This window comes from Streptomyces sp. DH10 (assembly GCF_029813805.1).
In the GTDB taxonomy this organism is placed as follows: Bacteria; Actinomycetota; Actinomycetes; order Streptomycetales; family Streptomycetaceae; genus Streptomyces; species Streptomyces coeruleofuscus.
The window spans coordinates 1-21,806 of record NZ_JARVKU010000010.1; the positions used below are offsets into that span (position 1 = coordinate 1).

Below are 21,806 nucleotides of genomic sequence, written 5' to 3' on the forward strand. Positions count from 1 at the left end.
ACATCGCGGGCCGCCGCCGGCCGCCGTCAGGGCCCGCCCCGAGGGCGCGGTGAGAGGACGAGCATCGTGACGTCGTCCCGCACGTCCGGGCAGTACCGGACGAGGTCGGTCCACACCCGCTCGGCCAGCGCGGCCGGATCCTCGTCGGCGAGGCCCGGCAGCCGCTCGGCGAGGGGATAGAAGACCCCGCCGGCGTCCCTGGCCTCGGTGACACCGTCGGACGCGAGGAACAGCCGGTCACCGGCCCGCAACGGCACCGAGACGACCCTCGGCGGAGTGACCCCGGTGAGGCCCAGCCCCAGCGGCGCGCACGGCTCGACGTCCAGCTCGACGGTCCGCCCGTCCCGCAGCAGCAGCGGACCGGCCTGCCCGCACGCCATGATCCGCACCACACGCGCGTCGGCGGAGAAGTCCAGCAGCACCGCCGTCGCGAACAACTCGGCGTGCGGCTCGCCCGCGGAGTCCACCGCCAGCCTCCGGTCGAGCCGGGCCGCCACCGCCTCCGGATCCGGCTGGTCCAGCACCGCCTCCCGGAACGCGCCCAGCAGCGACGCGACCGTGGCGACCGCCGACAGCCCGTGCCCCTGCACATCGCCCATGACCGCCCGTACGCCGTAGGGGCCCGCGCGTACGTCGAAGAAGTCGCCGCCGACCAGCGTCCCGCTCTGCGCGGCCCGGTACAGACCCGCGCACCGTACCGGCCCGACCTCTTCCGGGAGCGGCGGCACGACCGCCCGCTGCGCGACCTCGGCGACGGCCCGTTCCGTCACGAGCTGCGCGTCACGCCTGCTGCGCACGAAGGACAGCAGCACGCTCAGCGCCGCCACAAAGCAGACGGTCAGCAGATCGGTGCTGCCGGGGTTGTCCAGACGGAAGACGGGAACCGTCAGCACCACCACCGCCAGCGCGCCGAGCACCGCCGTCATGACCGGCCCGTGGGCCAGCACGGCCAGCGGCGGGATCGCGCCCAGCAGGAAGCCGACGTCCAGCGGCACCGGACTGATCAGCTCCGCCGTGCACACGCCCGCCAGCAGTACGGAGGGCAGCAGCCGCGCCCAGACCGGCGGCGGTGCGCCGCGCAGCCAGCTCCGCCGGTCCAGGTCCCGATCCCGATCCCGGTTACGGTCCCTGTCCCGGCGCGGCAGCCGGGCGCGCGCTCTGCTCACACCACCACGCTGCTACGCCCCACCGGGCGCCGCACTCCGGGCCCGCGTCGCCAGGGGCGGCGGTCAGCGGCGGCAGACGGGGCGTGCGCGCCCGCTAGAACGGCGTGAGCGTCAGCCGCAGCCCCGTCGGCGCCGTGTCCTGGATGTACGAGGCGAAGTCGGCCACGTCGTCGAAGGCGAAGCCGTACGCCTTGCCGTCCCGCGCGGCCGCGTGCATGGCCTTGGCGTAGTGGTTGGTGAGCCCGGTCCGGTAGAAGGACGCGGGGTCGGTCGTCGGCTGGGCGGCGGAGCCCACCAGCGTCGAACGGTTGAAACCGGCGCCCAGGATCGCGGCGACCGGCCCCGTCGTCCCGTCGTTGGGAGCGGCGAGGGCGCCGTCGCAGAACAGCACGTCACGGGTGGACGGCTTCGCGAAGGAGACCTCGGCCGGCCCGGTGAACGACAGTCGCCCGCCGCGCGCCCGGCCGGTGAACGTACCGGCGTTGGTGGTCACCGAGAGATCCTTGCCGGTGTACGTGCTCCACACCTCGTCGATGTAGGGCGCGAAGTAGTCCTCGGAGAAGAGCCCGGCGTCCAGGCCGTGGCCGGGCGCGATGATCCGGGTGTCGTCCACGACGAGCCGCTCGAACTCTGGGACCTTCCGCACGGCGGCGAACGCGGCCGCCCGGCCTCCCTCGCGCAACGTGCCCGTCGTCTGGTCCTTCGCGCCGGTCAGCCGGATGCTCAGCGGCACGCTGAACATGTCGACCATGGTGGTGTTGCAGAACATCCCCGACGCGTTGTACGTGAACTCGGCGCAGTCGTGCAGCACCCCGTAGTTGGGATCGGACGTCACCCAGCCGGCGGGGTACTGGAGCGCCGGCCGGCCCGCCCCGTCCGCGACGACCTTGAACTTGAGTTTGGCGCCCAGCGACACGTAGATCCGGCCCGACATGTACGGCAGGGACAACCGCGTCTCGCCGCTGCCGGCCAGGGCGATCGCGTAGTCGGTGAAGCCGTCGGGCCCGTTGTCCGACAGGGCCACCGGGGCCGGTGTGCCGTCGGGCGTGAGGCGTACCTGCCGGCCGTCCGCGTTGCCCACGACGTAGACGTGGACGCTCGCGTTGCCGAAGGATCCGCTGTCGTTGACGAGGGTCAGGGGGAGGCCGGCCGCCGCCTTCGGTCCGGTCGTGTCCGCCAGGGCGTGGGGGGCCAGTGCGGCGACGGCCGGGGCGGCGACGACCGTGCCGCCGAGAGCGGTGAGGAGCGTACGGCGGGTGAGCGGGCGTCGGTGACGAGGAGTCATGTGGGGGGTCTCCTGGTGTGCGGGTACGGATGCGGGCCACCGTCGTGAGAGCGCTCTCAGGCGGCTCCGCGTCACGGATGGTATGGACGGGCAGTACTCCCGCCAACCCGTCTGTCATGCCGAAATCCCTTCTCGAGTTCGCTACTTGGGCGCCCTGACGGTCGCTTAACCGGCTCTTAAGGGCCACTTAAGCCGCGTCGGAAAAGCGATGGACGGTCAAGTCGGTGATCCCGTAGCGTGTCGGCGTCACGCCCCGAGACCGGTGGAAGGAGGGCAGAGCCGTGCAGTTCACACCGTTCCAGCGCTCCCTGCTTCTCGTCCCGGCGTGCCTCGACTGACCTCACCGGGAGCGCTCTCCGCACCATGCATCCCGGAGGAATTCCGTGACCGATGTGGTCATCCGCGCGCTCGACGCGAGCGACGCCGATCTCTTCGACACCCTGCCCGATCCGCTGGGCGCCCGTGAGGGCCACCGGCTGACCCGGCATCGCCCCGACTGGAAGCGGGTGGCCCTGCGCGACGGCAGGGTCGTGGCCCGCGGCGCCTGGTGGGGCGGCCCCGACGACACCGAGCCCCTCAGCCTCAACTGGTTCGACGTGGCGGAAGGCGAGGAGGAAGCGGGCGCCGCGCTCCTGCGCTCCGCCCCCTGGCAGGTGGAACTGGAACTGAACCTGCCCGCGGGCTGGCGCGACGACCCGGCCCTGCGCGCCGCGGCCGAGACCCGCTTCACCGCCGCACGGAAGGCTGGCTACGACCTCCTGGTGGAACGCCTGCTGTACCGGTGGACCCCCGACCGCGGCCTGCCCGAGCGGCCCGGGCGCCTCACCTTCCGCGCCGAACCGGACGACGCCGTGTTCTTCGACGCGCTGCGCCGCATCCACTCCGTCACGCTCGACGCCCACGCGCTGAAGGCCATCGAACAGGGCGGACTCGACCAGGCGGCCCAGGAGGAACTCGACTTCTTCCACTGGTGCCCCTCACCGCGCGAGTGGTGGCAGGTCGCGTACACCCCGAAGGGCGAGATGGCCGGCATCCACATCCCGGCCCACAACCCCACGGGCCCGTGCATCGGCTTCATCGGCGTCCTGCCGGACCAGCGCGGCCACGGCTACGCCTACGACCTCCTGGCCGAGTGCACGCACTTCCTGGCCGACCAGGGCGCGGACTTCATCGCCGCCGCCACGGACCAGGGCAATTTCCCCATGGCCGCGAACTTCGCCAAGGCCGGTTTCCCGGTGGTGAGGGAACGGCTCAACTTCGACTTGGTGTAGGAACCGGGCCGGCCGTCCTGCGGGGCTAACGCCCGCCGTCGTTCAGCAGTGCGTCGGCCGCCGTCAGGATCTCCGTGACCCGCAGGCCGAACGCCGCGTCGCACGCGTGCGGGCGGCCGGTCCGGGCGGCGGCGAGCAGGGCGTCCGCGGCCCGCCTCAGTGCGGGAACCGCTCCCTCGGAGCTCTCCGGCAGGACCGCGGCCCCGGCCTCCCCGAGGAGCTCCACGGCGGCACCGGACGCGGCGGGCGGTGCCGTCAGGCTCAGGGTGAGGGTGCTCGACGCGCCGCTGATGTGGTCGAGGACGACGTGTGCCGTGTCCCCGGGGCCGTACGCCGCCGCCGACACGCGCCGCACGTCGCCCAGCACCGGCAGCAGCACGGACAGGGCGTGCGGGCCGACGTCCCACAGGGCGCCCTTCTCCCGCCGCCACGGCGTGGCGAAGGGGCTCTCGCTGGTGAACACCGCCCCGAGCCACTGCGCCCGCCCCGTGAACCAGCCCGGGACCGCCGCCTGTTCGGCGATCCACGCCGCCGGCCCGGGCTGGAAGCGGGTCGTGAAGAACACGACCGAGGCGACCCCGGCCTCCTTGGCGGCCTCGAACACGGCCCGCCCCTGCTCCACCGTCGGCGCGAGGGGCTTGTCGAGCAGCAGATGACACCCGGCACGCGCCGCCCGCGCGGCGAGTTCGGCCTGCACGTCAGGAGGCAGCGCCACGGCGACCGCGTCCACGTCGGCGAACAGCTCGTCCACGTCGTCGTACGCCCGGACACCGTGCCGCTCGGCCAGCTCCTTGGCGGCCTCCGGTCGACGCCCCCACACACCGGCGAAGTCGAGCTCGCCATGCCCGCTCAGTGCGGGTGCGTGGGCCAGCTGCGCCCAGGGTCCGGTGCCGAGCAGTCCTATGCGCATGCCGCCGCCTCTCCACGCTGCCTGAAACCGCGGGCGGCCGGTTCCGGCCGACCGCTCGGCGAAGAGCGTGTCACACGGGACCGGCCGCCCGGGAGCCCGGTCAGGGGTCAGGGGGCCTACTGGGCCGCGGCGTCGAGCAGTACCGTCGTGTCGTCTTCGGCCTGTCCGCGCACATCGGCGAGCGGATCCGCGTGGAAGTGGGAGAGGTGAGAACGAAGAAAGGCAAGGAGAGCTCTCCTTGCCACTCTCAACCTATAGCAGACAGGGGGCCTTGCGGCAAGACCCCCTGTGTGCCGCAGACTGTCCGGCCTACCAGGACCTGCGGATACGGGAGCATGACGTGACCCCCCTGACCACCAGCGCGTTCGACCTTCCCGACCGCCTCGCGCACAAAGACGACCCGGCGCTGATCGCCCGGGACGAGCGGCACTTCGCCGCCATCGCCGCCCGTCTCGAACAGTCGATCGCCGAGCTGTCCGACCGCCTGGCCGCCGAGCGCAAGGCGCCCGGCGGGAAGGGCCGGCAGGCGATGGACCGGGACGCCGAGATCCACCGGCTGACCGCCCGCCTGCGGGCACTGCGGCGCTTCGGCCTGGACCTGTGCCTCGGGCACATGGTGGGCGTGGATGACCCCGAGCCCGTGTACGTGGGACGACTCGGCCTCACCGACAGCGAGGGGCGCCGGCTGCTGGTCGACTGGCGTTCCCCCGCGGCCGAGCCGTTCTTCGGAGCCACCCACGCCAACCCGATGGGCCTGGCCAGCCGCCGCCGCTACCGCTGGACGGACGGCCGGATCAGCGACTACTGGGACGAGGTGTTCACCGCGGACGGAGCCGTCGGGCACGCCGCGCTCGACGACCAGTCCGCCTTCATCGCCAGCCTGGGCACCAACCGCTCGCCCCGGATGCGGGACGTGCTCGGCACCATCCAGGCCGACCAGGACGCCATCATCCGCGCCGGTTCACGGGGCGCCCTCGTCGTCGACGGCGGTCCGGGCACGGGCAAGACCGTCGTCGCCCTGCACCGCTCCGCCTACCTCCTCCACTCCGACCCGCGGCTCGGCCACCGCCGGGGCGGCGTGCTGTTCGTCGGCCCGCACCGGCCCTACCTCTCCTACGTCTCCGACGTGCTGCCCAGCCTCGGCGAGGAGGGCGTGCAGACCTGCATTCTGCGGGACCTCGTCACCGAGGGAGCCGAAGCGGCCGTCGAGACCGATCCGGACGTGGCGCGCCTGAAGTCGTCGGCGGACATGGTGAAGGCGATCGAGAAGGCCGTCGCGTTCTACGAGGAGCCGCCCACCGAGGGCATGACGGTCACGACCCACTGGTCGGACATCCGGCTCAGTGCCGAGGACTGGCTCGTGGCGTTCGCGGCGGCGGAGCCCGGCACCCCGCACAACGACGCGCGCGGCCAGGTCTGGGAGGAACTGCTCACGATCCTGGAGGACAAGCACGAGGGCGACGCGCCGGCCGCCCTGCTGCGCAGGTCGCTGTCGCGCAACAGGGACCTGCTCACGGCCTTCAGCCGCGCCTGGCCGCTGCTGGAGGCGAGTGATCTCGTCGGAGACCTGTGGTCGGTGCCGGCCTATCTGCGGATGTGCGCTCCCTGGCTCAGCCGCGACGACGTGCGAAAGCTCCAGCGCGAGGATCCCCACGCCTGGACGGTGTCCGACCTGCCGCTGCTGGACGCGGCACGGCAGCGGCTCGGCGACCCGGAGGCGTCACGGCGCAAGCGCCGGCACGCCGCAGCCGTCGCCGCCGAACGCGAACGCATGGACAGGGTCGTCGACAACCTGCTGGAGGCCCACACCCACGACGACGGCGAAGGGGTGCTGGTCATGCTGCACGGGCAGGACATGCGCAACTCCCTGGTCGACGAGTCCGCCCTGCCCGCCGAAGACCCGGACCGGCTGGCCGGGCCGTTCGCGCACATCGTCGTGGACGAGGCCCAGGAACTGACGGACGCGGAGTGGCAGATGCTGCTGCTGCGCTGCCCGTCCCGCAGCTTCACCATCGTGGGGGACCGTGCGCAGGCCCGGCACGGGTTCACGGAGTCGTGGCGGGAGCGGCTGGAGCGGGTCGGGTTCGGCCGGGTCGACCTGGCCTCGCTGAGCATCAACTACCGGACGCCGGCGGAGATCATGGCGGAGGCCGAGCCGGTCATCCGGGCCGCGCTGCCGGACGCCAACGTGCCGACCTCGATCCGCAGCCGCGGCGTTCCCGTCGTGCACGGATCCACCGCGCAGCTGCACTCCGTCCTCGACTCCTGGCTCGCCGCCCACGCGGACGGGATCGCCTGTGTGATCGGCGATCCCGGGTTCCGGCCGGCTTCGCCCCGGGTCCGTTCGCTGACCCCGGAACTGTCGAAGGGACTGGAGTTCGACCTGGTCGTCCTCGTCGACCCGCAGGACTTCGGCACGGGCATCGAGGGCGCGGTCGACCACTATGTCGCGATGACCCGGGCGACCCGGCAGCTCGTCGTCCTCACGAGTTCCTGACAGGGGCTCCGGCCGGGGCCCTCCCGCAGTGGGGGCCCCGGCCGGAGGTTCTGGGACGCCCCCCTACGCGGCGAGCTCCTTGCGGATGCGGTCCAGCATGAACGCCGACGACTCCCGGGCCCGCTCCTCCCAGGCGAAGACACAGGACGTGGCGACACCGTCGAAGCCCAGCTCGCGCAGCGTGCCGAAGAAGGCGTCCCAGTCGACCTCGCCCTGGCCGATGTCGAGGTGCTGGTGGATCCGGGCCGCAGTGCCCGGCGGGTTGAGGATGTAGCGCAGGCCGGACGAGCCCTTGTGGTTGAAGGAGTCCGCGATGTGCACGTGCTGGAGCTTGTCACCGGCGTAGCGCATCATCGCCGCGATGTCGGCGCCGGCCTCCGAGGCCCCGGAGAGGTGGAAGGAGTGCGGCGCGCAGTACAGGTAGTTCACCCACGGCTTGTTGATCGCGCGGACGAGATCGACGGCGGGGGTGTTCTCCTCGCAGAAGTCGTCCGGGTGCGCCTCCAGGTTCAGAGCGATGCCTTCGCGCTCGAACACCGGCAGCAGCTCCTCCAGCGAGCGCCAGAAGGCGGCCTCGCTCTCGGTGGCGCGCTCGGGACGGCCGTTGAACTCCGAGTTCATCAGCGGGCATTCGAGCTCGACGGTGATCTCGATCATCCGCTTCCAGTAGCGGACGGCGGCCTGCCGCTCGGTCTCGTCCGGCGAGGACCACTTGTACAGCGGCAGCACAGAGGACAGCTGCACGCCGTGCGTGCGCAGCGAGTTCTTCAGCTCGGACACCCGCGCGTCGTCCGCACGGGGGTGCAGGAAGAACGGCATGAAGTCCGCGCGCGGCGACAACTCGATGTACTCGTAGCCGAGTTCGGCGACCGTGCGCACCATTTCGTCGATCGGCAGGTCGCGGAGCATATAGGGGTCGAGGGCGATTTTCACGCGGTCCCTCCGTAGAACGCGGGGCGGGGCTTCATGTCGACGGTGACTCTCTCGCCGCCGGTCTCCAGGGACCGGACGGCGGCGTCGGTGATGACGGTGGCGGCGTAGCCGTCCCAGGAGGACGGGCCGGTGGGCTCGGCGCCGGCGGCCACGCCCGTGACCCACTCGCGGAACTCGGTGTCGAAGGCCTCCGCGAACCGGTCCTTCCAGTCCTGGAGGACACCCGTGCCGTGCCGGGCGGCGGTGCGGATCCCGACGGCCGCCGGGTCGGGCAGCCGGACCAGGCCGTCCTCGCCGACGACCTCGCACTGGATGTCGTAGCCGTACTGGCAGTTGACGAAGACCTCCAGGTCGATCCGGACGCCCTCGGACGTCTCGAAGATCATGATCTGCGGGTCCTTGAGGTGCGCGAAGCGCTTGCTCGTGGCGCGCGGGGTGACCACCTGCGCGGAGACGATCTCGTCGTCGAGCAGCCAGCGCAGCACGTCGATCTCGTGCACGGCGGTGTCCTGGGCGGCCATGGCGGAGTGGTACGACTCCGGCACGGTCGGGTTGCGGTGGGCGCAGTGCACGATCAGCGGGGCCCCGAGCGAGCCGGTTGACAGGGCCTCCTTCATCTGGCGGTAGCCGGCGTCGAAGCGGCGCATGAAGCCGACCTGCACCAGGCGGCGGCCGTGCGCCCGCTCGGCCTCGACGATCCGCAGACAGTCCTCGGCGGTCGTGGCCAGGGGCTTCTCGCAGAACACCGGCTTGCCGGCCTCGATCGCGGCCAGGACGTGCTCGGCGTGGGTGGGCCCCCAGGACGTGACGAGGACGGCGTCCACGTCCAAGGAGGCGATCAGCTCCGCGCCGGTGGGCAGCGCGGTGGCGCCGGCCCGGGCCGCCACCTCGGCGGCGCGGTCGGTGTCGATGTCGGTCACGGCCGTCACGGACGCCCCGGTGACGACCTCGGTGAGCCGCCGGACGTGGTCCTGGCCGATCATTCCGGCGCCGATGACGCCTACACGTACGGTCATGGTCGTTTCCTTCGAAGGGAGGGTCAGGAGAGGCGGGCGCGGAGCTCGGCTTCGAGGGTTTCGAGGGTGCGGCCCTTGGTCTCGGGGACGTAGCGCTTGACGAAGGCGAGCGACAGCAGGCCCGCCACCACGAAGAGGAAGAAGGTGTTGGAGATCCCGATCCCGGAGACCAGGGACGGGAAGACCAGCCCGATCACGAAGTTGGTCAGCCACAGCACCACGGCCGCGATCCCCATGCCGAAACCGCGCATCCGCATCGGGAAGATCTCCGACAGCATCAGCCAGGTCACCGGCGAGATCGCACCCTGCTGGAAGGCGAGGAACGTGACCGTCATGGCGAGCACCGCGAACGCCCGCGCGTCACCCGAGGGCAGGACCAAGGAGAAGATGCCGATCAGCAACAGGGCGGCGGTCGTACCGGCCTGACCGGTCATCAGCATCGGGCGGCGCGGTACCCGGCCCAGCAGCCAGATGCCGACGAAGGTGGCCAGCACCGAGATCACGCCGTTGGCGATGTTCGCCGTCAGCGCGCTGTCGGCGGCGAAACCGGCGTCGGTGAGGATCTGCGTGCCGTAGTACATGATCGTGTTGACGCCGGTGATCTGCTGCACGATCGCGATGCCGAACCCGACGAACATCAGCTTGCGCACCCACGGCGTGCTCTTCATGTCCTGCCAGCCGCCGAGCTTCGCCTGCTCGTCCTTGACGGCGAGCGCGGACACCTCCTTCAGCTCGGCCTCGGCCCGGGCCTGCGACCGCACCTGCCTGAGAACTTCGAGGGCCTCCCCGAAGCGGCTCTGGGAGGCCAGCCAGCGGGGGCTCTCCGGCATCACCAGCATGCCGAACCAGAGCACCACCGCCGGCAGCGTGGCGATGACCAGCATCCAGCGCCACACGCCACCGGACTCGCCGCCGACCTGGGCGATGATCGCGTTCGACGTGAACGCCAGCAGCTGACCGCTGACGATCATCAGCTCGTTACGGGTGACGAGAGCGCCGCGCCGCTCGGCGGGTGACACCTCCGCGAGGTACACCGGCACGGTCACCGACGCGCCGCCGACCGCGAGACCGAGCACGAACCGTGCCACGATCATCACCTCGGTCGTGGGGGCGAGCGTGCAGCCGAGCGCGCCGACGAAGAACAGCACGGCCAGCAGCAGGATGTTGCGCCGCCTGCCGCGCGCGTCCGACAACCGGCCGCCGGCCACCGCGCCCAGCGCGGCACCCAGCAGCAGCGAGCTGGTGACCATGCCCTCGGTGACCGGGGTCAGGCCGAGGTCCTCGGTCATGTAGGGCAGGGCGCCGTTGATGACTCCGGTGTCGTAGCCGAAGAGCAGACCACCGAACGTGGCGATGATCGTGATCAGCCTCAGCCGCCGCCTGACCGCCACAGGGGCGTCGTCCGCGACGGCGGTGGCGGGCGGTGGGGTGGAGGCCGGTGTCGTGTCGTCCGTGACGTCCATGGCCGCTCCTTACCTGTCGATGTTCGGGCGCCGGGTACCCGACAGTCCGCAGCCGGCCAGGTGTTCACGGGTGCCGACCGCGATCGGCAGCGGCACCTCGGGTGCACACGGGTACAGGTCCTGCTCGACGATCACGAACAACTCCGCGTCCAGCCGGGCGAGTTCGGCCACGACATCGGCCGGCCTCGGTACTCCGGTCGGCGGTGACACGCACACTCCGCGCTTCACGGCCTCGCCGAAGGACAGGTCCTCGGCCGCGACCTGCGCCAGGATCTCCGGGTCCATCTGCTTGATGTGCACGTAGCCGACCCGCTCACCGAAGCGGCGGATCAGGTCGAGGTTGTCCCCACCGCCGTACGCGACGTGCCCCGTGTCCAGGCAGAGGTTCGTGTAACGGCTGTCGGACTCGTTCAGCAGCCGCTCGATCTCCGGCTGGGTCTGGATGTGGCTGTCGGCGTGCGGATGGACGACCAGCCGTACGTCGTACTCCTCCAGCAGCAGCCGGCCCAGCCGGTCGGCGGCCCGGCCGAACCCGGCCCACTGCTCGGCGGTCAGCTCGGGCGACTCGGTGAACGCACCCGTCTTCTCGTCCCGGTACATCGGCGGGATGAAGACGAGATGGTGCGCCCCCGCGGCGGCGGTCAGCGCGGCCACCTGCCGGACGTGGGCGAGCATCTCGTCCCACGCCTCGGGCCGGTGCAGCGCGCCGAACGCGGTACCGCCGGAGACCTTGAGCCCGCGGGCGTCCAGTTCGGCCTTCAGCCGCTGCGGGTCGGTGGGGAGATAGCCGTACGGGCCGAGCTCCAGCCACTGGTATCCGGCCTGGACGAGCTCGTCGAGGAAACGGGTGTACGACACCTGGTGCTCGTCCTGGGGGAACCAGACGCCCCAGGAGTCGGGGGCGGAGCCGAGGCACAGGTTGCCGACGGTCGTACGCAGCGGGGCTGGCGCCGTTGCCATGGTGAGGGTCCTTCGGGGAGAGGAAGGGGGGCCTGAAACTGATGCGCTCTACTAGCGCGCTCTAGTTCGAGTACGATGACCCCTGTCCAAATGTCATGTCAATAGGTTGTTGCCGGGAGATTGCGGGGTCCTCGTACGGATCCCGTGCGGGACGCCCCGTAAGGTGGTCGGCGTCGGAGGGTGGGTTCACACGTGGATGCATCGGGCAGGCAGCGGCCCACGATGGCGGACGTCGCCGAGAAGGCGGGCGTGTCCCGCGCGCTCGTCTCGATCATCTTCCGCAACCAGGCGGGGGCCAGCCGGGAGACGCGGGAGCGGGTCCTGCGCGTGGCCGACGAGATCGGCTACCGGCCCGACAGCGCGGCCCGGCTGCTGGCCCGTGGCCGCAGTCGCACGCTCGGCGTGATGTTCACCGTGCACCAGACCTTCCACACGGACCTCATCACCGGTATCTACCCCGAGGCCGAACGGCTCGGCTACGACGTCCTGCTCTCCGGGGCCACCCACGGCCGCAGTGAGGCCAAGGCGGTCGAGGCGCTGCTCAGCCACCGCTGCGAGGCCGTGATCCTGCTCGGCCCGGACGCCGAACCCGACTACCTCGCCGAGCTCGGGCAGCGCACGGTCGCCGTCTCGATCAGCCGCCGGGTGCCCCAGGCCCATGTCGACTTCGTGCACTCCGCCGAGGGCAAGGGCGTCCGGCAGGCCATGGACCACCTGGTGGAGCTGGGGCACCGCCGGATCGTGCACATCGACGGCGGACGCGGCCCCGGTTCGGCGGAGCGGCGGCGTGCCTACCGCGCCGCGATGCGCCGCCACGGGCTTGAGGCGCAGGCGCGGGTGATCCCCGGTGAGCACACCGAGGAGTCCGGCGTCGAGACCGGCCGGCTGCTGCTGGCCGAACGCGACAGCGGACGGCCGCTGCCGACGGCGGTCCTCGCCGGCAACGACCGCTGCGCGATGGGGCTGCTGATGGCCCTGACCCGGGCGGGCGTCGAGGTTCCGCGCGACCTGTCCGTCGTCGGCTACGACGACAGCCACCTCTCCCACCTGATGCCGCTCGGCCTGACCACCGTCCGCCAGGACGCGTTCCTCATGGCCGAGCACGCGGTCCGCTTCGCCGTCGAGCGGCTGGAGAACGGGGAACTGCCGCCGAGGGAGGCGGTGCTGGACCCCAAACTGGTGGTGCGGGGAACGAGCGGGCCCGTTCCGGCGGAGGACCAGCGAGTCCCCTCCTGAGCGAGTCCCTGTCTCAGCGCGTCCCCTTCTTCGCGAACTCGGCGACGCTGTCGACGTTGTCCTTCGTGACGAAGGCGGGCCCGGTGAGCACCGGCGCGGTGCCGCCGCCGCTGAAGTTGCCGTTCGTCCTGTAGAGCCACAGCGCGTCGACGGCGAGGTAGCCCTGGAGGTAGGGCTGCTGGTCGACGGCGAACTGGATGTCCCCGCTCTGGATGGCGCCGACGAGGTCCTTGTTGAGGTCGAAGGTGGCGATCTCGGCCTTGCTGCCCGCGTCCTTGACCGACTGCACGGCGGTCATGGCGATCGGGGCGCCCAGCGTGACCACCTGGTCGATCGTGGACTCCTTCTGGAGCTTGGCGGTCAGCGTCGACTTCACCGAGGGCATGTCGGTGCCGTTGACGTACAGGTTCTCCGTCGTGCCCTTGAAGCCCTTCTTCAGGCCGGCGCAGCGTGCCTCCAGCGCGACCTGGCCCTGCTCCTGGATCACGCAGACGGCGTGCTTGGCGCCCTGCTGGTTGAGGCGTTCGCCGAAGGCCTGACCGGCGATGTTCTCGTCCTGGCCGAAGTACTCGAGCATGCCGAGTTCCCGCCAGTTGTCCAGGCCGGAGTTGAAGCCGACGACGGGGATGCCGGCCGCCTTGGCCTTGGCCACGACCGCCTTCATGGCGTCGGGCTTGGCGGCGGTGAGCGCGATGCCGTCGACCTTCTGGTCGATGGCGTTCTGCACGAGGTTGGCCTGGTTCCCGGCGACGGGGTCGCTGGAGTAGACGAGCTTGATGTTGTCCTTCGCGGCGGCGGCCTGGGCACCCTTGCGGATCAGGTCCCAGAAGGTGTCGCCGGGCGCCGCGTGGGTGACCAGGGCGACGGTCATCCGAGGCGTGGTGGCCTTGCCCACGGCGGCATCGGTGCCGCCGGTCTCGGACTGCTTCCCGCCGGAGCCGCTGGAGCAGCCGGCGGCGAGCAGCGCGCCCGCGAGGACGGCGGTGGTCAGGGCTGCGGATCTGTGGTGTCTGCGCATGTCGGGTGCACCTCGGTGTGCTGGGAAGGGGGCCGTGCCCGGTCCGGGGAGGTAACTGGAGCGCGTCACTAGCGCGCTCTAGTGGCAGGTACTATGCGGGCGCCCTGGGGTGATGTCAACAGCTTTGTCAGGACGTTCCAACAAACAGGACGTTCCGACAAACGGGGCCGCCCGCACACACCGGCAGTGCACGGCGTGTGCGGGCGGCCCGCGGGCTGGACGGTCCCCGACCGTCCAGCGCTCTGCGCTGCTCAGCTCTCCGGTCTGCTGATGTTGACCATCCACGGGACGCCGAAGCGGTCCGTGCACATGCCGAACACGTCGCCCCACATCTGCTTCTCCAGCGGTACCGACACCGAGCCGCCCTCGGAGAGCTTCTCCCAGTAGCCGGTCAGCTCGGCGTCGTCGTCGCCGCTCAGGCTCACGGCGAAGGGCTGGCCCGGCGCGGACTCCATGTCCGGCGGATTGTCGGCGCCCATCAGGGTGAAGCCGCTCGGCGTCTCCAGCATGCCGTGCATGATCTTGTCGGCGTTGGGGGCCTCCGCCTGGCCGAAGTCGCCGTAGGTGTTCAGGGCCAGGGTGCCTCCGAAGACCTCCTTGTAGAACTCCATCGCCTGCCGGGCGTCGCCGTTGAAGGACAGGTACGGGTTGAGACGCGAGACCATGAGAACCTCCGTGAAGGGGCCGAGGGCCATGTGCGCGCAGCGTAACGCCGGGCACCGGCGGCGGCTCGTCGAGCGGTGCCGTGCCGGGGGCGGCGCGTCCCTCCCGGTGACCGGCGCCGTCGCCAACCGCGCTGTTAGCGTGGCGCCTTGAGCAGAGGGGGAGGACCGCGCTCATGACAACGACCACCTTCCGCATCGGCGGGGATCTGGACGTACGCCGGCTCGGATTCGGAGCCATGCATCTGCCGACCGAGGCCGGCCCCGCCCGGAAGAACGCCCTCGCGGTCGCCCGGCGGGCCGTGGAGCTGGGCGTCACACTGATCGACACGGCCCACATGTACGGCTGGGGAGCCAACGAGGAGCTCCTTGCCGAGGCACTGCACCCCTATCCGGACGAGCTGCTGATCACCACCAAGGTCGGTGTCGCGCGCATCGAGGGCGAGTGGCGGCTCGACGGGCGGCCCGGCACCCTACGCCACCAGGTCGAGCAGGCCCTGCGCCGGCTGCGCGTCGAGCGGATCGAGCTGCTCCAGCTCCACCGCATCGACCCCGGGACACCGCTCGCCGACCAGCTCGGCACGCTGCGGGACCTCCGGACCGAGGGCCTGGTCGGCCGGATCGGGCTGTCGGAGGTCACCGTCGCCGAGTTGGCGCAGGCCCGGGAGATCGTCGACATCGCGAGCGTGCAGAACCGCTACAACCTGCTCGACCGTGAACACGAGCCGGTGCTCGACGCCTGTGCGGCGGCCGGGATCGCCTTCCTGCCGTGGCGGCCCGTCGCCTGGGGGAAGGCGGGGGCCGAGGCGGAGATCGCGGCCGTGGCGGCCGACCTCGGTGCCACGCCCACGCAGGTCGCGCTCGCCTGGCTCCTCCACCGCTCACCGGTCGTCCTGCCGATTCCCGGCACGGCACGCATCGAGCACCTGGAGGAGAACCTGGCCGCGGCGGACCTCGACCTGACGCCCGCCCACCGCGACCGCCTCGACCGGCTGGCCGGGGGAGCGGGGAGCGCGGCGGGAGCGGACTGAGACAGGGCCTCGCCCGCGAGCGGACCCGGGCTCCCGGGTCCGCTTGCGGGCACACGGGGCTCCAGGAAGGCTCAGGCCTCGTCGGACGACCCGCTGTTCCAGTCGTACGGGCCGCCGCCGCGCCACTCGATCAGCTCGGTGTCGTCGACGGCCGTGTCGGCGGTGGGCAGGCCCTCGCGGTGCAGCAGGTCCAGCACGTCGAAGAGGCTGTAGGCGACGCCCATGCGCTCGCCGCGGATGGTCACCAGCCGTCCGCCGTCCGACGCGGGCGGCTGCACGACCACAGGGGGTTGACCGTCCATAGCCCCACCATGCTCCCGAAATCGCCGGTGCGCAGCTCGGCCGGGTCAAAAAGGGGGCACGAAGGGGGGCGAGCCGGTGAACCCGCCGGTGCTGAGCCGGTCCGGGCCACCGATCCCCGGCCCCGGTGACGGAGGCTCTGTGCGCCGGTGACAAGGCGCGATCCGGAAACTGAGTTCTCATCAGCACCCCCTGAGCGAGCTCCTGCCGGCGCCCTAGCGTCCGTGGCATGGACATGAACCGTAGGACAAGAGGGAAGTGGCGGGGGGCCGCACTGGCGGTGCTGCTGACCGCCGGGACGCTCACGGCCGCGGCTCCCGGTGCCCGGGCCGACGGCGCGCGGACCGAGACGCCGGTCGCGTCGACGTCGCCGGTGACCGGGGTGACGGAGTCGGTGGTCCGGGTGAAGGCGCCGCTGCCGCAGTCGGCAGGGCCGCGTCCGGCCGCCTGCGACTGGCTGTCGTACCTGCGCTACCGCTCCGCCGACGGACCCGCCGCCTCGGCCGACGCGGACCGGATCCTGGTCGCCCAGCCCGGCATCCTGGAGGGGGCCGGTGCGTTCGACAGCGTGGCCCGCAACACCGTGGCGCGAGCCGCCGAGCAGGGCCTGCACATCGAGTTCTGGGCGCTGGACCGGCGCTCCAACTGCCTGGAGGACCGCACCGGCATCGCCTCCGGCGACCAGCACACGGCCGTCGACTACTACTACCGGGGCAAACAGGTCGACGGCCGGACCTTCGCCGGCTTCACCGACAACGGGAAACTGGGCTGGATGGCGAGGCTTGGCATCCAGCAGACCGTGCGCGACCAGTACGACCTGCTCACCGCCGAGTTGCCCGACCAGACGCAGCGCAAGCGGAAGGTGCTGTGCGGCGGGCACTCGCTGGGCGGTGTGATCACCGGGTACTTCGCCGCCGCCGACTTCGACGGCGACCGGGCCACCACGGCGGACGCCGGCTACAACCAGTGCGCCGGCTACTTCGCCCTCGACACGACCGTCTCCACCTCGCTGGCCGACCTCAGCGGCAGCCTGCCGGACGACACCAACCTGCCCGACATCGGCCTCGGTTACGGCGTGGTGCAGGCCGGGCTCGACAGCGGGGTGCTGCCGCGCACGCTGTCCGCGCCGGTGCTGCTCAACCCCGAGACCATGACGCTGCTCGGCATCGCGGGGATGGGTGCCCTCAAGGACCCGGACGCCGAAGCGAGCCTGCCGCGTTACCTGCCCTCCAACCTCAACATCGAGGCCACCCACCGCGCCCTGTTCTCCAAGGACACCGCCGCGTTCCTCACCGGCAAGCCGGCCGTGAAGGACTTCCGGCTCACCAACGGGGCGGTGCTCGGTGCCTTGCTGGACGACAACTCCGTACCACTCGCCTTCCTCCAGACCAGCATCGGCTTCTTCGACGGCGGGCCGATCGCCGACAAGAGCTTCCCCGTGGCCAACGGCGGGACGCAGCAGCCAGGGCTGTACGGCACCGCGTACAAGGCCATCCCGGACCGGCCGCAGGGACCGCTCTACACCTGGCGCAACTACGATCGCGTCGGCGACACCGACGACCCCGGCCACCGGTCGGCCGACGGCACGCCGTTCACCGGCCCCGGCGAGGAGGTCACCGACGTGCGGCAACTGGCCCGCAGCCTGGCCGAGCAGCCCCTGGACTTCACCGAACAGTACTTCCCGACCAAGCTGGTGACGGACATTCAGATGGCCACCTCGCCGCAGGTCAAGAAGCTCGTCGTGCATCCGGCCGGGCTCAAGGCCAACCCGGTGCTCACCGTCCTCGCGGGCGAGGGCCTGCTGGCCGGCCGGATCCCGCCCGAGCTCCACCCCGTCATCGCCGACGGCTACCAGCACCTCGACGTACTGACCGCCGCACCCACCCAGAACAACGGCCGCCCGGAGCCCGTCTCCACGAGCCTCGCCGGTTTCGCACGGTCACCGCGCTAGCCCACCCGCCCGCACGCACGTCCGGGGCCCGGGAGGATTCCTCCCGGGCCCCTTCGCATGCCGCCACGACTCGGGCGTCACGGGACGCCCGCTGCGGTCGAACCTGCCGCCCGGCGCAGGTCCGCGCCGGGAGCGAGGTTCGTGCCGGAGCGAGGTCAATGTCAGGGCCAAGGCCCGTCGTCCGGTTCAAGCCGCGCCGGGGCCGGGCCCCCGCTACCGGGGCACCCCGCCGCGGCCAGGTTCGCGCGGCGGCCAAGGCCCGTGCAGCGACCGAGCCCTGTGCCGAGGCACAGGCCTGTGCCTCGGCCAAGCCCCGCCGCCCGGACCAGATCCGGGCCGGGAACGAGGTTCGCGCCGGATCGGAGGTCCCGTGCCGGGCCAAGCCCGTCGTCCGGTTCAAGCCGCGCCGGGGCCGGGCCTCGCTGCCCGGGCAGGGCCCCGCCGCGGCGGGGTCCGCGCCGCAGCCACGATCGTGCAGCGACCGAGGCCCGCGCAACGGCCGAGCCCCGCCGGGGCCGGGCCCCGCTGCCCGGGCAGGGCCCCGCCGCGGCGGGATCCGCGCCGCAGCCACGGCCGTGCAGCGACCGAGGCCCGCGCAACGGCCGAGCCCCGCGCCGCAGCACAGCTCCGTGCCGCGGCCAAGGCCCCACGCCCGGGCCCGCCCGGGCCAGGCCCCGTGCCCAGGCCACGCCCCGTGCCCGGGCCAGGGCTCCGTGCCCGGGTTAGGGCTCCGTGCCCGGGTTAGGGCTCCGTGCCCGGGCACGAGGCCTCGTGCCCGGGCCCTGTGCCCGCTTCCGGGCCCGCCCGGGCCAAGGCCTTGTGCCCGGGCCGAGGCTCCGTGCCCGGGCCGAGGCCCCGCGCGCGATGAGGCCCCGCGCCGGGGCCGAACCGTGCCCCGGCGCGGGGCCTCGTCGCTTCGGTGTGATGCGGGTCAGAGCCTGCCCGCCGCGAACGTCGCCGCTTCGTCCGCGTTGTCGCGGTAGCTCAGGTGGGCCCCGGTGTCGCCGCCGCCCCTCTCGCAGACGGGGTCGCCCTTGGCGCAGATGTCCAGGGTGCGGCTCTGGTACGTGCCGGTGACGCTCTTGCCGAGGGCTCGGATCGGGTTGCCGAACAGCAGCACCGCGGCGACCTTCGGCTCGACCGCCGCGGGCAGCGTGGCCACGATGGGGCTGCCGACCACCGCGCCCGCGCTGCTGATGCCGATCGAGTTGTCGACGACGTTCGCGCCCTGCGAATAGCCGACGAGAACGAAACGCTGATTCGGGCAGGCGGCGGCCTGGCTCTGCACGTGGTTCACCAGGTCCCTGTTGCCCTGCGCGGCAGACGTCAGGGAAAGGTTGGCGGGGTAGTCCACGGCGTAGCTGGACAGGCTTTTGCCCGTCACCTTCTTCTTCAGTGCGGAAAACACCGGGTCTCCGACGATGAAGCCGAGCGTGCCCGGCTCGAAGGTGCCGCGCGCCGAGACCACCTCGACGTCCGTGCAGGCCGCGGCCGCGTTCGGGGCCGCGTTCGGGGCCGCAGTCGTGGACGTGGCCGTGGCCGAGGGAGCCGAGAGGGTGGCGAGACCGGCCCCGCCGGCCAGCGAGAGCGCGGCGAGACACAAACGGATACGCATGGGGAATCCTCCGCGGGTGAGGCGCATGGAGCGCCTGCGAAAAAGGACGGCCCGAACGTATTCGCTGTGTCTCCCGGGGTGTTATGGACTGGATTATGGAATCGCCGCGGTTTTTTGTCGCCGATTGAGTGTGCCGCCGGTTGAGTAACTCGCCGATTGCGTTCCGTACGGGAAATCAGTTCTGCGGCACACGCAATGACTCCGCCCGCAACGCGAGAATCAGGTCGAGGCGGGTCCCCGGATCGTGCAGGGCGTCGCCGAACAGCTTCTCCAGCTGGCGCAGGCGGTAGCGGACCGTCTGCGGGTGGATGTGCAGCCGCACGGCGACGTCCGGCACGTTGCTGCCGCTGAGCAGCCACGCCAGCAGTGTCTCGGCGAGCCGGTCGCGCTGCCCGGCCGAGACCGTGTCGAGCGGCGCGAGGACCCGCTCCTGGAGCCGTTCGAGCAGCGGCTCGTCGCCGTACAGCAGCAGGGTCGACAGATGGTCGGCGCACCGCACCACGCCCTGGCGGGGGAGGAGCCCGCGTCCCATCAGCCCGAGCGCCCGGGTGGCGAGCCGCAGCGACTGCGCGGCGTCGGTGACCGCGACCGTCGGGCCGATCGCGGCGGGCCGGCCACGCAGCGCGAGCGTGAACGCCCGGCCGAAGCGGCCGGAGCCGTCCGGGTCGGGCACCAGCATGCGCGGCGGCCGGGACTCCATGTCCACCAGCGCGCCCGCCGCGGCCAGCGGCCGGTCCTCCTCCTGCCGGTCCGGCGCCGCCGCGAGCGCCACCACGGCGACCGTCCGGGGCACCGCCCAGCGCGCGCTGTGCGCCAGATCCTGCACGGCCTCCAGCGCCACAGGCCCGTCCTCCAGCAGCAGGTCGAGCAGCCGTCTGCGGCGCCGCTCCAGCTCGTCCGAGCTGCGCAGCTGGGCCTCCGCGTAGCCGGCCGCGGCCGCCTCGGCGACCTCGTGCACGGTCCGGAACGCCAGCTCGCCGAGTGCCGCGACGACCGAGGAGTCAAGGCCGAGTTCCTCCGCCGTACGGCCCATCAGCCGCCAGGCGTGCAGCCCCCCGACCCGCAGGGCCGACTGCAACGCGTCCAGGCTGCGGCCCTCCAGGGCCTCGCCGCGCCCCAGTTCGTAGTACGTCGCCGCGATCGCGCCCCCGTCGTCGCGCGGGTCGGCGATGTGGTCGACGAACAGGGTCAGTGCCTGCACCACCCCGGAGCGCAGGTTCCTGCCGTACGCCCCGTCGGCGGGCCGCGCGTACTCGGGAACCTGACGGCGGACCTCCTCCTCCACCTGGTCGGCGACGGTCGCCAGCTGGGCGCGCAGTAGTTTCGCCAGGTCGGGCGGCACCGGTGGCGTATGGGGGCGGTCCGGCACGCCGTGCGGGGCGGGCACAGCCATCACGGACACTCCTTTCGAGCGGAAGCGGCTCGCCCGCGGACTGTAACCGCTGGGACGAGCGGGAAGTCCTGTGTTGGACGGACGACCCCTGCGCTCCGTTCCGTGCCCCGACGGCACCCCCGTCACTCCGGCACGCCCAGGGCACGGGCGAGCATCGGCCACGAGGCGGTGAACTCCCGCTTCCAGTAGGGCCAGTCGTGTCCTCCTCCCGAGTAGAGGTGCGTGGTGGCCCGGATGCCCAGACGGGCGAGCGTGCCGGCGAAGCCCTGGGCCGAGGGCCACAGGGCGCTCTCCAGCAGCCCGGGCAGCGGGTCGCCGCCGCTGCCGCCGCCCACTCCGCTGCCCTGAGAGACGTACAGGGCGGTGCCGCGCAGTCCCGTGGCGCGGGCCCGCGGATTGAAGTCCCGCCAGGTCAGCAGGTTCAGCAGCGGATGCCCCCACAGGGACGAGGCCGGCAGGTTCTCGCGGGCCACGATGGCGTCCATGATGGCGGGCACACCGGGGGCGGTGGTGTCGAGGATGCCGCTGAACGAGGCCGCGGCCTTGAACGCCCCGGGGTGGCGGGCCGCGTGGGCCATCGCTCCGTAGCCACCCGTGGAAACCCCGGCGACCGCCCGTACACCGGAGGCCCGGTAGTCCCGGGCGAGCAGCGTCGGCACCTCCTTGACCTGGAACGTCTCGTAGTCGGGGCCGCCGCGCCAGACGCTGGGGATGCCGGTGGGGCCCGCGTCCGGCATCGCCACGATCAGGTCGCGGCCCTCGGTGAAGGCCTCGATGTCGGTCTCCCGGGTCCAGGAGGTGTAGTCGTCGTGGGCGCCGTGCAGCAGATACAGCACGGGATACGTCCGCTCCGGCCGCGCGCCGAAGTCCGACGGCAGGATCAGCCGGACCGGCGCGCTGCGGCCGAGCGCGGCGGAGGGCACGGACACGTCCAGCGTGCGCGGCCCGAGCCGGGTGGCGGCCGCGGCACGGGCCGTGCCGCCCGCGGCCCCGAACAAGGCGGCGAGGCCGGCGGCGGCCGTCGCTCTGGCGACGGTGCGCCGGGACACTCCGGCAGCGGGCTTCGGCGGCAGATCGGGCATGGCGGCTCCTCGGTCGG

The 21,806-nt window shown here is 72.2% G+C and carries 18 protein-coding genes; 5 read left to right on the forward strand and 13 right to left on the reverse strand.

The window, feature by feature from the left end; genetic code table 11:
* Positions 1–26 precede the first annotated feature (26 nt).
* Together QC385_RS21170 and QC385_RS21175 are read right to left on the reverse strand one after the other, a co-directional pair.
* A complete protein-coding gene (locus QC385_RS21170; RefSeq protein WP_279542872.1) occupies positions 27–1,166 on the reverse strand; it encodes a PP2C family protein-serine/threonine phosphatase in 1,140 nt (379 codons plus the stop codon).
* Positions 1,167–1,260: 94 nt separating this feature from the next.
* Entirely contained in the window at positions 1,261–2,451 is a 1,191-nt protein-coding gene (locus QC385_RS21175) for a beta-1,3-glucanase family protein (protein WP_279542873.1), read from the reverse strand.
* Between the two features lie 383 nt (positions 2,452–2,834).
* On the opposite strand from QC385_RS21175, the gene QC385_RS21180 reads away from it, so the two are divergent.
* The gene (locus QC385_RS21180; RefSeq protein WP_279542874.1) at positions 2,835–3,722 is read left to right on the forward strand and encodes a GNAT family N-acetyltransferase; all 888 of its coding nucleotides are present in this window, start codon (positions 2,835–2,837) and stop codon (positions 3,720–3,722) included.
* 25 nt (positions 3,723–3,747) lie between these two features.
* Here QC385_RS21180 and QC385_RS21185 read toward each other — a convergent pair whose 3' ends face one another.
* Positions 3,748–4,632 carry a Gfo/Idh/MocA family protein gene (locus QC385_RS21185; protein ID WP_279542875.1) on the reverse strand — a complete coding sequence of 295 codons (885 nt, stop codon included), beginning with the start codon at positions 4,630–4,632 and terminating at the stop codon, positions 3,748–3,750.
* A 340-nt stretch (positions 4,633–4,972) separates the two neighbouring features.
* On the opposite strand from QC385_RS21185, the gene helR reads away from it, so the two are divergent.
* Positions 4,973–7,129 (forward strand): RNA polymerase recycling motor ATPase HelR, encoded by a 2,157-nt coding sequence (helR, locus tag QC385_RS21190; protein ID WP_279542876.1) that lies wholly within the window; start codon positions 4,973–4,975, stop codon positions 7,127–7,129.
* Between the two features lie 63 nt (positions 7,130–7,192).
* On the opposite strand, the gene QC385_RS21195 is transcribed toward helR, so the two are convergent.
* Genes QC385_RS21195 through QC385_RS21210 form a run of 4 tightly spaced genes read right to left on the reverse strand, consistent with a single transcriptional unit; the run spans position 7,193 to position 11,501 of the window.
* A complete protein-coding gene (locus tag QC385_RS21195; RefSeq protein WP_279542877.1) occupies positions 7,193–8,062 on the reverse strand; it encodes a sugar phosphate isomerase/epimerase family protein in 870 nt (289 codons plus the stop codon).
* Positions 8,059–9,078, reverse strand: a complete 1,020-nt coding sequence (locus QC385_RS21200) for a Gfo/Idh/MocA family protein (RefSeq protein WP_279542878.1) — start codon at positions 9,076–9,078, stop codon at positions 8,059–8,061. The genes QC385_RS21195 and QC385_RS21200 overlap by 4 nt, the downstream gene beginning before the upstream one ends.
* 23 nt (positions 9,079–9,101) lie before the next feature.
* Positions 9,102–10,541 carry a sugar porter family MFS transporter gene (locus QC385_RS21205; RefSeq protein ID WP_279542879.1) on the reverse strand — a complete coding sequence of 480 codons (1,440 nt, stop codon included), beginning with the start codon at positions 10,539–10,541 and terminating at the stop codon, positions 9,102–9,104.
* A gap of 9 nt (positions 10,542–10,550) precedes the next feature.
* A complete protein-coding gene (locus QC385_RS21210) occupies positions 10,551–11,501 on the reverse strand; it encodes a TIM barrel protein (protein WP_279542880.1) in 951 nt (316 codons plus the stop codon).
* Positions 11,502–11,723: 222 nt separating this feature from the next.
* Here QC385_RS21210 and QC385_RS21215 point away from each other — a divergent pair, with 222 nt between their 5' ends.
* Positions 11,724–12,737 carry a LacI family DNA-binding transcriptional regulator gene (locus QC385_RS21215; RefSeq protein ID WP_279543133.1) on the forward strand — a complete coding sequence of 338 codons (1,014 nt, stop codon included), beginning with the start codon at positions 11,724–11,726 and terminating at the stop codon, positions 12,735–12,737.
* Positions 12,738–12,750: 13 nt separating this feature from the next.
* Here the strand turns inward: QC385_RS21215 and QC385_RS21220 are convergent, their stop codons facing one another.
* Complete coding sequence (locus QC385_RS21220) at positions 12,751–13,755, reverse strand: substrate-binding domain-containing protein (protein ID WP_279542881.1); 1,005 nt, start codon at positions 13,753–13,755, stop codon at positions 12,751–12,753.
* A gap of 251 nt (positions 13,756–14,006) precedes the next feature.
* Positions 14,007–14,420 (reverse strand): VOC family protein, encoded by a 414-nt coding sequence (locus QC385_RS21225; protein WP_279543134.1) that lies wholly within the window; start codon positions 14,418–14,420, stop codon positions 14,007–14,009.
* A 173-nt stretch (positions 14,421–14,593) separates the two neighbouring features.
* Here QC385_RS21225 and QC385_RS21230 point away from each other — a divergent pair, with 173 nt between their 5' ends.
* Positions 14,594–15,448: an aldo/keto reductase gene (locus tag QC385_RS21230; RefSeq protein ID WP_279542882.1), complete on the forward strand. Its 855-nt coding sequence runs from the start codon at positions 14,594–14,596 to the stop codon at positions 15,446–15,448.
* Positions 15,449–15,519: 71 nt separating this feature from the next.
* Here QC385_RS21230 and QC385_RS21235 read toward each other — a convergent pair whose 3' ends face one another.
* Positions 15,520–15,750 (reverse strand): hypothetical protein, encoded by a 231-nt coding sequence (locus QC385_RS21235; protein ID WP_279542883.1) that lies wholly within the window; start codon positions 15,748–15,750, stop codon positions 15,520–15,522.
* A 227-nt stretch (positions 15,751–15,977) separates the two neighbouring features.
* Between QC385_RS21235 and QC385_RS21240 the strand changes: the two genes are divergently transcribed.
* Positions 15,978–17,699 (forward strand): hypothetical protein, encoded by a 1,722-nt coding sequence (locus tag QC385_RS21240; protein ID WP_279542885.1) that lies wholly within the window; start codon positions 15,978–15,980, stop codon positions 17,697–17,699.
* A 931-nt stretch (positions 17,700–18,630) separates the two neighbouring features.
* Here QC385_RS21240 and QC385_RS21245 read toward each other — a convergent pair.
* From QC385_RS21245 to QC385_RS21255, 3 genes are all read right to left on the reverse strand, one after another.
* Complete coding sequence (locus QC385_RS21245) at positions 18,631–19,314, reverse strand: cutinase family protein (protein WP_279542886.1); 684 nt, start codon at positions 19,312–19,314, stop codon at positions 18,631–18,633.
* A 175-nt stretch (positions 19,315–19,489) separates the two neighbouring features.
* On the reverse strand, positions 19,490–20,707 hold the full coding sequence (locus QC385_RS21250; RefSeq protein WP_279542887.1) for a PucR family transcriptional regulator: 1,218 nt from the start codon (positions 20,705–20,707) through the stop codon (positions 19,490–19,492).
* Positions 20,708–20,829: 122 nt separating this feature from the next.
* Positions 20,830–21,789, reverse strand: a complete 960-nt coding sequence (locus QC385_RS21255) for an alpha/beta hydrolase (RefSeq protein WP_279542888.1) — start codon at positions 21,787–21,789, stop codon at positions 20,830–20,832.
* Between the last annotated feature and the right edge of the window lie 17 nt (positions 21,790–21,806).